The sequence below is a fragment of the Leeuwenhoekiella sp. A16 genome (assembly GCF_047946675.1).
Taxonomy (GTDB): domain Bacteria; phylum Bacteroidota; class Bacteroidia; order Flavobacteriales; family Flavobacteriaceae; genus Leeuwenhoekiella.
Genome location: NZ_CP172313.1, coordinates 3,931,274 through 3,946,795 on the forward strand (window position 1 = coordinate 3,931,274; position 15,522 = coordinate 3,946,795).

Consider the following 15,522-nt stretch of genomic DNA (forward strand, 5'->3'; position numbering starts at 1 on the left):
ATTTTAATTAAGGAATAACTTTAAAAACCATTGCTTTTTGTTTAATAGAAACAAAACTAACGCAAACGATTTAGTTTTGGTTCTATGGTTTTTTAACTGTACTTTAATATTACAAGCTTTCGTTATTAAATATTGACAAGTGACCCTACTAAAGCACTCACAATTACGACTATTCGGCCCTGTTTTTCTATTATTCCTATTACAGTCGTTTTATAGTTTTAGTCAGAAGCAAACTTATCCTGATACAGAAAAAACCGCTTTTCAGACTAGTAGTAAATGGATTCCTGAAATTGATACGCGTGCAGATATCGCTATAGTTTACGGTGTGAATGGTAATCCATCTGATCACAGCAAGATGGAAACCTTTGAAGAACGTGCCAAATCCTGGAAAGATCATGGCTATAATACCCATTTTATGACGGGTATCGCATGGGGTTCTTATCAGGACTATTTTTTAGACAAATGGGATGGTATAAATCACTTAGGTGAAGGACAAGTACAGCAAAACGGAGACACAATATGGCACGGTCGCAACGTGCCGTATATTGTACCCAGTGATTCATTTATCGCCTATATTAAAGAAAGCGTTATCGAGCGCGTTATTAACGCCGGCATAACTTCAATTTACTTTGAAGAACCAGAATTTTGGGCAAGAGCTGGCTACAGTAGCGCATTTAAAAAAGAATGGCAAAAATATTATGGTTTCCCATGGAGACCACAAGATGCATCTCCAGAAAATACCTGGCTTGCAAATAAGCTTAAATATGAATTGTATTATAATACTTTAAAAGAAACTTCAGCTTACGCGAAAGCTTACGGCAAAAAGAAAGGCCTTGACGTAAAAGTTTATATTCCTACCCATTCTTTAGTTAATTATTCGTCATGGAGTATTGTAAGTCCTGAAGCAAGTCTCGCTTCTTTACCGGGAATCGACGGCTACATTGCGCAAGTTTGGACGGGTACTTCACGAGAACCTACTTATTTTAATGGTTTAAAAAAAGAGCGAACTTTTGAAAATGCATTTTTAGAATACGGCTCTATGGTTTCTATGACCGCTCCCACCGGTCGTAAAATGTTTTTTCTTACAGATCCTATTGAAGATCGTAAAAAAACATGGGAAGATTACAAGCAAAATTATCAGGCTACTTTCGCAGCAGAATTACTATATCCTATGATGGCTAACTATGAAGTCATGCCGTGGCCGGAACGTATTTATACAGCGCCATATCAGGTTGCAAATAGTGATAAAAAAGTGTTGATCCCAAAAGATTATTCTACCCAGATGCAGATAATGATCAATGCGCTTAATAAAATGCCTGTGTCTGATAATCACGTAAGCGGAAATCAGGGAATAGGAGTTTTAATGGGTAACTCTTTAATGTTTCAGCGCTTTCCTACTCATGATAATTATGATGATCCGCAGTTTTCTAATTTTTACGGGCAGACACTTCCACTGGTAAAAAGAGGAATTCCGGTGGAAACGGTTCATATGGAAAACCTTCAATATTCTGAAACATTAAAGAACATTAAAGTTCTGGTAATGAGTTATTCAAATATGAAACCTAACAATTCTGAAGTTCATAAATACATTTCAGATTGGGTTAAAAAAGGAGGTGTTTTGGTTTATGTGGGCAAAGACGATGATCCCTATCAAAATGTGATGGAATGGTGGAATACCGGTAAAAACCACTATAAAACGCCCTCTGAACATCTTTTTCAGCTTTTGGATATTAATAATTCCTCAGCAGAAAAAAACTTTAAAGTAAGAAAAGGAATGGTTCACATTATTGATCAAAATCCTAAGGAATTTGTACTGAATAAAAATGGAGATAAACCGTATCTCGACGTAATTAAAGAAGCTTATGAGCAAGATACTAAAGCCGGAAAAATAGAATTTAAAAACAATTTTTTCCTGCAAAGAGGACCTTATCAAATTATTTCGGTGATGGATGAAAGCGTATCAACTAAAGTTTACAAAAGTACGGGGCTATTCATTGATTTATTTGATCCTAAGCTTCCTATTCTAGAAGAGAAAATTACGGAGCCTGGAGATCAGTCTTTTTTATATGATTTGTCATCGCTGAAAAACAGCTCAAAATCCCAGGTTTTAGCCTCTGCAGCGCGTATTTCTAATGAATTAAGCGATATAAAAAGCTATTCGTTTATTGCAAAAAGTCCGGTAAATACTGTCAATAGCATGCGCATTTTGCTTCCGCACAAACCAGCAAATATTAAAATTATAAATGCCGAAAGTAAAGAAGCACAATCTTTTGAAAAAAGCTGGGAGGCAGGTAGTAAAACACTTTGGTTACAATTTGATAACAGCAGTGACGGAATAAAAGTAATTATTGAATTTTAAAAGCCCTCTTATAAACTGCATAGTTTTCTAATAATCAACTTATAATATAATTTCTATGGGCCCTTTTATCATCATTTATTTATTCTATATCGTCGTATTCCTTATAATCCTTTTTTTTATATATAAATGGGTGACAAGATTTCTATCTCTAAAACAAGAACAAAATGAGATTCTAAGAGAACTTGTTTCTAAAATGAATAAGGATTAATTCAAAAAATTATGAGACTACTAATAGTTATTATTTGCACCTTTTTTACCTCTACAGGTTATAGTCAGGACTTACTTAATGTGGCAGTGGTAGGCTTAAGTCATGATCATGCTCACGTGATTATGAATGAATACAAACAACACAAAGTGAATATAGTGGGTATCGCAGAAAGTGATCAAAACCTGATTGACCGGTACACAAAGTCGTATAACATTCCAGATTCTTTGTTTTATTCTTCGGTAGAAGAAATGCTTGCTAAAGTAAAGCCAGATGCGGTTTTAGCTTACAATCCTATTTCAGAACATATTGATGTTGCCCGCATTTGTTTACCAATGCAACTACCTCTTATGGTTGAAAAACCTCTTGCCATAAACTCAGATCAGGCTCAGGAAATGGCTGCGCTTTCGCGAAAGCATAATACGCCGCTGTTAACCAATTATGAAACAACCTGGTATGGAAGCAATCAAACGCTGAAAGATAAAGTGACCCAGAGCGATTTTGGGATCATTAAAAAAATGATCGCTCGTGATGGTCATGAAGGTCCTAAAGAAATAGGCTGCAGTAAAGAGTTTTTGTCATGGCTTACAGATCCTGAAAAAAATGGCGGTGGTGCTGTAATTGATTTTGGCTGTTATGGTGCAAATTTAATGACCTGGCTGCAAAACGGTGAGAAGCCCATTGCCGTTACTGCGGTTACCCGAAATTTTAAACCAGATGTTTATCCTAAAGTTGACGACGATGCAACCATTATTCTAGAATACGAGCACGCGACCGGAGTAATTCAGGCTTCGTGGGATTGGTCATACAGTTTAAAAGATCTTCAGGTTTATGGTACTTCATCTTCTTACGAAGCTGTTGATGGTAACACATTAAAATATAGCCCAAAACATACAAAAATCGCCCAAATTGACCTAAAAACCGACTATTATCAAGACCATTTAACCTATTTAAAAGCAGTTCTAGACGGTAAAATCAATACGACAGATGATCTTTCTTCTTTAGAAAATAATCTCATTGTTGTAGAAATACTTGACGCTGCTAAAAAGTCTGCTAAGACTGGAAAAAAGGTAATGCTTTAGTAAAAGTGAAAAATTGTAAGAATAAACTATTTATGAAATTTAAGTTAATCATTGTAATCTCTCTTTTTTTCAGCTTTGATTTCACAGAAGCACAAACTAAAACAAATGATCTTGCAGATTATGTAAATACACTTCAAGGTACCAATTCAAAATTTGAACTCACACGGGGCAACACCTATCCTACCACTGCCCTGCCCTTTGGTATGAATACCTGGACACCGCAAACGGGAAATAATGGCGACGGATGGAAATATCAATATTTTAAAGAAACAATTCGTGGCTTTCAACAGGCACATCAGTGCAGTTCCTGGTCTAATGATTATGCGGTGTTCTCACTTATGCCGGTAACAGGAAAACTTACACTTGATGAGAATGATCGCGCAGCTGGCTTTACGCATGATAACGAGATTGCAAAACCATATTACTACAAAGTAGCTTTAGACAATAATATTACAACAGAAATGTCACCTACAGAACGTGGTGTTCACATGCGCTTTACATTTCCTAAAAAAGAAGATTCTTTTATAGTTCTAGACGGCTACACCGGCAAAAGTGAAATACAAATTGATGCTAAGAACCGCCGAATTACAGGTTATGTGACAAACGGAAGAGGTATGCAGCGTTTTGAGAATTTCAAAAATTACTTTGTGATTCAATTTGATAAGCCTTTTAAAACCTCAGGAATTTGGGAGAATAAATCAGGTGAAAAATGGGATAATATAACCCATAAAGAAGGAGATGGCATAGGCGCCTATATTCAGTTTAAAAGTGGTGAGAGAGTTCAGACAAAAATTGCTTCCTCCTATATTGGTCCAGAGCAGGCGCAGCAAAATCTCGACACCGAACTTGGTAAATTTAAAAATCTTGAAGATACTAAAGCTTCCGCGAAAGCGATTTGGAACAAACACCTCAATAAAATTGTTGTAGAAGGGGGAACAGAAGAACAGATGAGAACTTTTTATTCCTGTTTTTTTAGAGCCAGCTTATTTTCAAGAAAATTTTATGAACTCAAAGAAAACGGTGACCCGTATTATTATAGCCCATACGATGGTAAAATACATGATGGTTATATGTACACAGATACCGGCTTCTGGGATACTTTCCGGGCACAGTTTCCTTTAAACGCTTTGTTGTATCCAGAAATGCACGGTCGCTATGTTTCGGCATTACTAGATGCCTATGATCAATGTGGGTGGTTGCCGTCCTGGTCTTTCCCCAGTGAAGGTGGTAGTATGATAGGTAATCACGCAATATCCCTGCTTGCAGACGCCTGGGCAAAGGGCATTCACACCTTTGATCCAGAAAAAGCTTTACAAGCATATTACCATGAAGCCACTGTAAAGGGTCCTTGGGGACCAGCAAATGGTCGCGATGGTTTTAAAGAATATTATACACTGGGTTATGTCCCTTATCCTGAATATAGAGAAGCTACCGCAAAAACATTAGAATATGCATATGATGACTTTTGCGGCTATAATTTGGCCAAAATGACCGATAATAGCTTCTATCAGGGCGTTTTTAAGAGACAGATGTACAATTACAAAAATGTTTACGATCCTAAAACAGGTTTCATGCGTGGACGTAAAACAGATGGCAGTTGGCAGCCTGATTTTGATCCTTACGAATGGGGTGGCCCATTTACAGAAGGTAACGCGTGGCATTATGAATGGTCTGTTTTTCAGGATCCACAAGGACTTATTAATTTAATGGGCGGAGAAGATAACTTCAATAAAAAATTAGATTCTGTCTTTACCGTACCTAATACCGTACATGTGGGCACTTATGGCGGTAAAATTCATGAAATGACAGAAATGGAAATGGCAAATATGGGTCAGTATGCTCATGGTAATCAGCCTATACAGCACATGCCTTATCTATACAATTACTCAGGTGAGCCCTGGAAAGCTCAGAGTCATGTACGTGAAATTATGGAAAAATTGTACAGTTCAACAGAGAACGGGTATCCTGGTGATGAAGATCAGGGACAAACCTCTTCATGGTATGTGCTAAGTGCGATGGGATTTTATAGTGTATGCCCGGGAACAGACCAGTATGTGCTGGGGAGTCCTGTTTTTCAAAAAACTACAATCTCTTTAGAAAACGGAAACCAATTTGTAATCGACGCGCAAAACAATTCTAAAAATAATGTATATATCAATGAAGCAAAACTTAATAATTCTAACTTCACTAAAAACTTTTTAACATACAAAGAAATAAGCAACGGTGGAACATTCACTCTAGATATGACTGACAAGCCAAATAAAAACCGAGGAAAAAAAGAATCAGATCAACCTTTTTCACTTACAGAATAATAAAAACCATAGACATGAAAGAAAACAAAAATTCTCAATCTAGTCCAAGACGCGACTTTATCAAAAAAACGTCAATAGCTTCTTTAGGTATTTCAATTGTTCCGCGCCATGTATTAGGTGGTGTAAACTTTACAGCTCCCAGTGATAAATTATATGTTGCCGGTATTGGTGTAGGTGGTAAAGGAGAAAGTGATATTAAAAACTTTGCAGATTCAGGCAAAGCAGAAATTGCTTTTTTGTGCGATGTTGATGATCGTAGAGCTGCGACTTCCAGAGCTCGTTTTCCTAAAGCAAAATATTATAAAGACTGGCGAGAAATGTTAGATAAAGAAGGAAAGCATTTTGACGCTGCTTCCGTTTCTACTCCAGATCACAACCACGCTTCTGCTTCTATTGCAGCCATGAAAATGGGAAAACATGTATATGTTCAAAAACCATTGACGCACGATATCTATGAAGCCAGAAAGTTAACTGAAGCTGCAGAAAAATATAAGGTAGTCACCCAAATGGGTAATCAGGGTGCATCTAATAATGGTACTCGTTTAATGAGCGAATGGTTTGATGCCGGCTTAATAGGAGAAATCAAAGAAGTTTATTGCTGGACAGATCGCCCGGTCTGGCCTCAAGGTATTCCATGGCCCCAAACTTCGTCACCGGTACCAACTGAATTAGACTGGGACCTTTGGTTGGGCACAGCACCATATAAAGACTATGTAGATGGTCTTGTGCCTTTTAACTGGCGTGGCTGGTGGGATTATGGTACTGGTGCGCTGGGCGATATGGGATGTCACCTTGTAGAAGTTCCGGTACGGGTACTAAATCTTAAATACCCTAAAGATGTACAATGTAGTGTGGGTAGTGTATATGTAGATGAATTTAAACGTGGGTATTTCCCAGACAGCTGTCCTCCTTCAAGTCATGTTACTATGACATTTCCTAAAACAGATAAGACCAGTGGCGATATTAAACTACACTGGATGGATGGTGGCATTCAACCTACTCGTCCTGAAGAATTAGGACCTAATGAAGTTTTTGGTGATGGCGGTAACGGTGTTCTTTTTATAGGTACAAAAGGTAAGATGATGTGCGGTACATATTCAGAAAATCCACAACTTTTGCCTACATCTAAAACTGATCAAACCACAGTAGATCAAAAATATGAGCGTGTGGAAGGTGGTGCAAATGGTCATTACAAACAATGGGTAGAAGCAGCAATCGCCGGATATGGTAAAAAAGAAGTGAGTTCACCATTTAGTGTAGCCGGCCCATTAACTGAAACCTTACTTATTGCAAATCTCGCTATCCGTGGCTTTGATATGCAGAAGAAGCGTGAGGATGGTGGCATTGATTACCCTGGTCGTTATATAGAGATGCTTTGGGATTCAGACAACATGCGAGTAACTAATTTTGAAGAAGCAAATCAGTTTGTTAAGCGTAACTATCGTGAAGGCTGGACTCTTTAGTTAAAGCGCACTATTTGTTAAATAAAATCCTCAATTTATTTTGGGGATTTATTTATGTCTCATTCATAATCAAGTAAACAAAAATGCTATTTGATAATTTAAAGTCTTTACTATTTTTATGGAGCATCAGCCTAATTTCTTTGGCAGGCTGTTCTAGCGATAAATCTGTTCCTTTACAATCTGAGCCTGTAGATTTAGTTAATCCGTATATGGGAAATATAAGTCATATGCTTGTGCCCACATTTCCTACTATACATTTACCTAATAGTTTTTTACGGGTATATCCTGAAAGAGGTGATTATACCGGGGATCTGTTAAATGGTTTACCGTTAATAACGACAAGTCACAGAGGCAGTTCTGCATTTAATTTTAGCCCCTTTCAGGGCAAGGAAAGTAAACTCCGGCCAATTATACAATATAGTTATGACCACGAGAAAATAACACCATATTCTTACCACGTTTTCTTAGATAATCAACAGATAGAAGTTGATTATGGCGTTTCCCATCAATCAGCTAAATACACCATCACTTTTGAAAAAAATGATAGTCCTCTTATAGTTTTGAATTCTAGAAATGGCGAACTTCATTGGGATGGTACTGCTATTTCGGGTTATCAGAACCTTGATAATTCAACTCGGGTTTTCATATACCTAAATCCGCAGGAAGTTCCAGATAATATTTTTACGTTAGAAAATGGAACCCTTAAGGATGGTCAAGATTCACAGGGTAACGCTGCAACTTTAGTAATAAAATATAATAAAGGGAGTAGATCTCTTGATTTTGATTACGGTATTTCTTTTATAGATGCAGACCAAGCCAAAGCAAATATGGAACGGGAGTTATCAAACATTGATCTAAAATCGTTACAAAAGCAAGGCAGGGATATCTGGAATAAAGCATTAGGAAAAATTGAAATAGAAGGAGGTTCACTTGACGAAAAAACTGTTTTCTACACCTCTTTATACCGTTGTTATGAAAGACCGGTATCAATTTCTGAAAACGGTCGCTATTATAGTGCGTTTGATGGTAGCGTACATAATGATAACGGCAGAGATTTTTATACTGATGACTGGATTTGGGATTCATACAGAGCTCATCATCCCTTGAGAGTACTGATTGACCCTAAAAAAGAGGAGGATATTTTAAACTCTTTCCTTCTTATGGCAGAACAGATGAACAATTTCTGGATGCCAACTTTTCCGGAAATAACCGGTGACAGTCGCCGTATGAATTCAAATCATGCAGTCGCATCTTTTATTGATGCTTATCGCAAAGGGTTAAGAGGGTTTGATCTAGAAAATGCGTACAAAGCTGCTAAAAATGGTATTATGAAGAAAACATTAGCTCCATGGTCTGGCAAACCCGCAGGTGAATTAGACAAGTTCTATCGGGAACACGGTTACATTCCTGCTCTGCGTGAAGGAGAACCAGAAACTATTCCTGAAGTAAACTCATTTGAAAAGCGTCAACCTGTTGCAGTTACTCTGGGCACATCCTATGATGAATGGTGCTTATCTCAGGTAGCAAAAGAGTTAGGGAAAGATGAGGAAAAGGATTTCTTTCTAAAGAAATCGTTTAACTATCGTAATTTATTTAATTCTGAAACTGGTTTTTTTCATCCCAAGGATAGTGAAGGTAACTTTATTGAGCCGTTTGATTATCGCTTTTCCGGTGGTATTGGTGCCCGAGATGCTTATGACGAAAATAATGGATGGACTTATCGCTGGGATGTACAACATAATATAGCAGATCTCGTAGAACTTATGGGAGGAAGAGAAAATTTTACGGCTAATCTTGACCTTTTGTTCTCAACGCCCATGGGAAGGGGTAAACGTGAATTTTATACCCAACTTCCTGATCAGACAGGTAATGTAGGTCAATTTACGATGGCAAATGAACCTTCTCTACATATTCCTTATTTGTACAATTATGCCGGGCAACCCTGGAAAACACAAAAAAGAATACGTAAGCTCGTTAAAGAATGGTTTAGAAATGATTTAATGGGAGTTCCTGGTGATGAAGATGGCGGTGGCATGTCTGCTTTCGTAGTCTTTTCGCAAATGGGATTTTACCCTGTAACCCCGGGAATTCCTGCATACAATATAGGGAGCCCGGTATTTAAAAATATCACTATACATCTTGACAATGGCAAGTATTTTAAAATAAGTGCTGAGAATTATTCTGAGGAAAATAAGTATATACAGTCAGCTAAACTTAACGGGGAAAATTGGAATAAACCTTGGTTTTCTCATGATTCAATCAAAAATGGAGGAAGCCTCGTACTGACAATGGGCAATCGGGCTAATAAAAACTGGGGAAGCAGCAAAAATGCAGTTCCGCCTTCAGCAGAATGAAAATTATTTTAAGCAAACTAAATCGTTTTATGTAAGCTATGCTTATATTTAAAAATTCAATTTAAATTCATGTTAAAAATTTCTCTTTTTATTACTTTATTTTCTCTGGTAACGGGGTTTGCCCAAAATAATAATCCGGTTTTTAAAGGCTGGTATGCAGATCCTGAAGGTATAATCTTTAATGACTCGTACTGGATCTACCCCACCTACTCTGCCCCTTACGATCAACAAGTATTTCTGGATGCTTTTTCCTCTCCCAATTTAACAGACTGGACAAAGCATGATCACATACTAGATACTACCGCTGTTAAGTGGGCAAAGCGTGCTATGTGGGCACCTTCAATTATAGAGAAAGACAATAAGTACTATTTATTTTTTGGTGCAAACGACATTCAAAGTGATAAGGAGCTGGGAGGCATTGGTGTAGCTGTAAGCGATTCTCCTAAAGGCCCTTTTAAAGATTATCTGGGTAAACCCTTAATTGGCAAGTTTTATAACGGTGCGCAACCTATAGACCAGTTTGTTTTTAAAGATGTTGATGGCAAGTTCTATCTATATTATGGCGGTTGGGGACATTGTAATGTAGCACAGCTTAATGATGACTTTACAGGTTTTATACCTTTTAAAGATGGCAGCACTTTTAAAGAAATTACTCCTAAAAGTTATGTAGAAGGTCCGTTCATGTTTGTAAAAGATAAAAAATACTATTTTATGTGGTCTGAAGGTGGCTGGACTGGTCCTGATTATAGTGTGGCGTATGCAATAGCAGATTCCCCATTTGGCCCCTTTAAGAGAGTAGATAAAATTTTAGAACAAGATCCTGAAATAGCTACCGGTGCAGGGCATCATAGCGTTATTCACCGCACTAATTCTGATGATTATTATATAGTATATCATCGCAGACCTCTTGATGAAAGTGATCGAAATTCTCGTGAAACATGCATTGATAAAATGTACTTTGACGAAAATGGCTTCATCAAACCCATAAAAATAACAAAGGAAGGCGTAAAGTCTAATCCCTTAAAATAATAAAGTTACATTCCTTAGAAATTTACAACCGAAATACCTTTTTATGAAAAAACTACTGTTTGGCTTTTGTATCTGCCTCGTTTTACAAAGTGCGCAGGCACAAACTGAGATTTTACAAACTGTAAAAAATCCCGTTGACTATGTTGATCCCTTAATAGGTTCAGACAGTGATCCCAGCCTTTCTACAGGTAACACCTACCCGGCTATCGCCCTACCGTGGGGCATGAACTTCTGGACACCCCAAACTGGTGAGATGGGTAATGGCTGGGCATATACATATAATGCACGCAAAATACGTGGCTTTAAACAAACACATCAACCCTCTCCCTGGATGAATGATTATGGCCAGTTCTCTATTATGCCAGTGACGGGAAAATTACGTTTTAAAGAAGAGGAACGTCAAAGTTGGTTTTCGCACAAAGCAGAGATCGTAAAGCCTAATTATTATAGTGTCTATCTGGCTGATCATAATGTGACCACAGAACTTACACCTACAGAAAGAGCAGCTCGATTTAGATTTACATTTCCTGAGACAGACAGTTCTTACGTCGTTATTGACGCCTTTGATCGTGGGTCTTCTGTACAAATTATTCCGCAGGAGCGAAAAGTAATAGGCTACACTACAAGAAATAGTGGCGGTGTACCTGAAAACTTCAAAAACTACTTTGTTATCGTTTTTGATAAAGATTTTGAGATCACAAAAACATATAAGGATTCTGTGCTTACAGATGCGTTGTCAAGTACTGCAAATCATGCCGGTGCTGTAATAGGTTTTAAAACCAAAGAAGGAGAGCAGGTAAACGCAAAAGTTGCATCTTCTTTCATAAGCTACGAGCAGGCAGAATTAAATTTAAAAGAAATAGGTAATGATGATTTTGAAGCTGTACGCGAAAAAGGACGTGAGATCTGGAATGATAATTTAGAGCGTATTGAGGTAGAAGGTGGTACACCTGCACAATTCAAGACTTTTTATAGTGCGCTTTACCGCTCATTACTGTTTCCACGAAAGTTTTATGAGTTTGACGCTTCAGGTAAAATTGTGCATTACAGTCCTTACAATGGCGAAGTTCGACCCGGATATATGTTTACAGACACCGGTTTCTGGGACACATTTAGAGCATTATTTCCTTTCTTAAATCTTATGTATCCAGAGCTTAATGCTCATATGCAGGAAGGTCTTTCTAATGCTTATGACGAGAGCGGCTGGTTACCTGAGTGGGCCAGCCCAGGTCTGCGTAATGTTATGGTAGGTAATAACTCTGCGTCTGTTGTTGCAGATGGTTACTTAAAAAGTGGTGAAGTCTACAAGTATGATATTGAAAATCTATATGAAGCTTTAATTCATGGTGCTAATAACGCAGGCCCAATGACAGCTGTAGGTCGTGCGGGTGCAGATTATTATAAGAAACTAGGTTACGTACCTTATGATGTGGATATTAATGAAAACGCGGCGCGTACATTAGAGTATGCTTATGATGATTTTGCAATTTATCAATTGGCAAAAGCGCTGGATAAACCCAAAAAAGACATCAAATTGTATAAAAATAGGGCGATGAATTATAAAAATCTTTTTGACCCGGAGACAAAATTAATGCGTGGTAAAAACGAAAATGGTGAATTTATGGCTCCTTTCAATCCTTTTAAATGGGGTGATGCTTTTACAGAAGGGAACAGCTGGCACTACAGCTGGTCAGTTTTTCATGATATGCAGGGGCTTATTGACTTAATGGGTGGTAAAGATGAGTTTGTATCTCAACTCGATAAAGTATTTTCTCTTCCTCCTGTTTTTGATAATAGCTATTATGGTGGTACTATTCACGAGATTAGAGAAATGCAGATTGCAGATATGGGGCAGTATGCACATGGTAATCAACCTATACAGCATATGATCTATCTTTATGATTATGCGGGCCAACCCTGGAAAACTCAATACTGGGTGCGTGAGACTATGAACAGAATGTATCTGCCTACTCCAGACGGCTACTGTGGCGACGAGGATAATGGGCAAACTTCTGCGTGGTATGTATTTTCTGCGATGGGCTTTTATCCTGTTGCACCAGCTACAGATCAATATGTTCTGGGAGCACCATTATTTAAAAAAATGACCCTACATCTTGAGAATGGAAAGAAAGTAACCATTAATGCTCCTGAAAATAGTGATGCAAACAGGTATATTGAAGACATGAAAGTAGATGGCAATGAATATTCAAAAAACTGGCTTAGTCACAAAGCTTTAATGAAAGGTATGACCATAGACTATAAAATGAGTGACACACCTAATAAAAAACGTGGTACAGAAGATTCAGATTTTCCTTATTCTCTGTCAACCGAAAAATAATTTTAAGCTTCTTTAATTTTTTTGAATGATAAATAATTATAGCAGAATTAAACCGAATATGGGAAATAAATTCTCCGTTTTTACCCTATTTTTTGCCGTTTTTGGTATAGTTTCAGCAGGTTTTTCTCAAGAATCTGATCTGGCAAAATATGTTGATCCTATGATAGGAACAGCAAAAATGGGTCATACATACCCCGGTGCTACAGTTCCTTTCGGCAGTGTGCAATTAAGTCCTGATACTGATACTATTCCGTATGGTGTAAATGGTCACTATAATCCCGATGTTTATAAATATTGCGCGGGTTATCAATATGCAGATTCTACGATTGTAGGTTTTAGCCATACACATTTTAGCGGGACCGGTCATTCAGATTTGGGAGATCTTCTTGTGATGCCTACTGTGGGTAAACTTCAGCTTAATCCCGGTACTGCAACAGATCCTGATAGCGGTTACCGTTCACGTTTTTCGCATTCTGAAGAAGATGCAGAAGCCGGTTATTACAGCGTAAATCTAAAAGATTATAATATTAAAGCGGAATTGACCGCTACTACACGCGTGGGAATGCATCAATATACGTTCCCAAAAAGTGAAGAAGCGCATATAATTTTAGACCTTAAAGCTGGTATTTATAATTACGATGAAAAAAATGTCTGGACTATTGTAAGAGTAGAAAATGATACTCTAATTACCGGATATCGCCAGACAAGTGGATGGGCGCGTACGCGAAAGGTTTATTTCGCCATGAGCTTTAGCAAGCCTTTTAAAAGCTATGGACAGGAAAAGCAGAAAGCACAGGTTTATCGAGGTTTCTGGGGACGATTTGATCAAACTAAAAATTTCCCAGAAATGGCCGGTGAAGATCTTCGTCTCTATTTTGACTTTGACACCAAAGAGAACGAAGCTATAAAAGTAAAAATGGCTTTATCTCCTGTAAGTACAGAGGGTGCTGTTAATAATATGAAAGCAGAGATTCCGGGTTGGGATTTTGAAAAAGTTAAAGCCGAAGCTCGTGCACAGTGGAACAAAGAACTTCATAAAGTAACGGTAGAAACACTGGAAGAAAGTGATAAAACTAACTTTTATACTGCTATGTACCACGCCTTTTTAGGCCCCACCGTCTATATGGATGTTGATGGTAAATACATGGGTCTCGATCGCAATGTTCACCAGGCAGATGGTTTTACTAATTACACGAGTTTTTCTCTTTGGGATACATATCGCGCTTTGCACCCACTATTTAATATTTTGCAGCCAGACCGCAATCAGGACATGATTCAATCTATGCTTGCACATCAGAAACAAAGTGTGCATCACATGTTGCCAGTGTGGTCGCATTATGGTAATGAAAACTGGTGTATGATAGGTTATCATAGTGTTTCAGTTATTGCTGATGCGATTGTAAAAGGTAATGCAGATTTTGATGAGAATGAAGCACTTGATGCTTGTGTACAAACCGCACGAACTCGATATTTTGATGGTATAGGCGATTATATTGATGACGGCTATGTTCCCGAAGATAAAAGCGGGGCATCAGTTTCAAAAACTTTAGAATACGCCTATGACGACTGGGCAATCGCACAAGCAGCCAAAAAATTAGGACGTAGTGATGTTTATGACGTATTCATAAAACGTTCGGCTAATTATAAAAATGTCTATGACGCTAAAACCGGATTTATGAGACCAAAACTAGCAGACGGGACTTTTAAACAGGATTTTGACGCTTTAAATACACATGGGCAAGGTTTCATTGAAGGAAATAGCTGGAATTATAGTTTATATGTGCCCCAAGATCCTAAAGGTCTAATAGATTTAATGGGCGGCAAAGAGCGTTTTACGACACATCTTGATTCATTGTTCACAATGGAATTGCCCGATAAATATTTTGAAAATACTGAAGATATTTCACGTGAAGGCATCATTGGCAATTATGTTCACGGTAATGAGCCTTCTCACCATGTAGCTTATCTGTATGACTGGACAGACAAACCCTACAAAGCTCAGGATAAAATTAGAATGATCCTGAAAGAAAAATATAAGACTGGTGATGATGGTTTGAGTGGTAACGATGATTTTGGTCAAATGAGCGCCTGGTATTTATTCAGTAGTCTTGGTTTTTATCCTGTAGCACCGGGATCTGTAGATTATGCACTGGGAAGCCCTGCAGTTAAAGAAGCGACCTTACATCTGGAAGGTAGTAAAACTTTTATGGTAGTGGCAAAAAATCAATCTGATAAAAATGTGTATGTAAAAAAGGTAGAATTGAATGGCAAAATACTTCAAAAGCCTTTTATTTCGCATGCAGACGTGATGAATGGTGGCAAGCTCACTTTTTATATGAGCAGCAAGCCAAATAAAAATCTATATAAATAAAAACACGAA

General features: G+C 37.7%; 7 protein-coding genes and 1 pseudogene. All 8 read left to right on the forward strand.

Annotated elements, in window-relative coordinates:
• Positions 1 to 139: 139 nt before the first annotated feature.
• Complete coding sequence (locus ACH3O9_RS17200; RefSeq protein WP_416442460.1) at positions 140 to 2,359, forward strand: hypothetical protein; 2,220 nt, start codon at positions 140 to 142, stop codon at positions 2,357 to 2,359.
• Positions 2,360 to 2,578: 219 nt separating this feature from the next.
• On the forward strand, positions 2,579 to 3,646 hold the full coding sequence (locus ACH3O9_RS17205) for a Gfo/Idh/MocA family protein (RefSeq protein WP_416442462.1): 1,068 nt from the start codon (positions 2,579 to 2,581) through the stop codon (positions 3,644 to 3,646).
• Positions 3,647 to 3,678: 32 nt separating this feature from the next.
• Positions 3,679 to 5,958 (forward strand): GH92 family glycosyl hydrolase, encoded by a 2,280-nt coding sequence (locus ACH3O9_RS17210; RefSeq protein ID WP_416442464.1) that lies wholly within the window; start codon positions 3,679 to 3,681, stop codon positions 5,956 to 5,958.
• A 14-nt stretch (positions 5,959 to 5,972) separates the two neighbouring features.
• Positions 5,973 to 7,421, forward strand: coding sequence for a Gfo/Idh/MocA family protein (locus ACH3O9_RS17215; protein ID WP_416442466.1), 1,449 nt, complete (start codon positions 5,973 to 5,975; stop codon positions 7,419 to 7,421).
• An 83-nt stretch (positions 7,422 to 7,504) separates the two neighbouring features.
• Positions 7,505 to 9,775, forward strand: coding sequence for a GH92 family glycosyl hydrolase (locus ACH3O9_RS17220; protein ID WP_416442468.1), 2,271 nt, complete (start codon positions 7,505 to 7,507; stop codon positions 9,773 to 9,775).
• Positions 9,776 to 9,844: 69 nt separating this feature from the next.
• Entirely contained in the window at positions 9,845 to 10,804 is a 960-nt protein-coding gene (locus tag ACH3O9_RS17225) for a glycoside hydrolase family 43 protein (RefSeq protein WP_416442470.1), read from the forward strand.
• Between the two features lie 13 nt (positions 10,805 to 10,817).
• A pseudogene (locus tag ACH3O9_RS17230) lies at positions 10,818 to 13,142 on the forward strand (GH92 family glycosyl hydrolase); the annotation flags it as partial.
• A gap of 58 nt (positions 13,143 to 13,200) precedes the next feature.
• Entirely contained in the window at positions 13,201 to 15,513 is a 2,313-nt protein-coding gene (locus ACH3O9_RS17235; protein WP_416442472.1) for a GH92 family glycosyl hydrolase, read from the forward strand.
• Positions 15,514 to 15,522 lie beyond the last annotated feature (9 nt).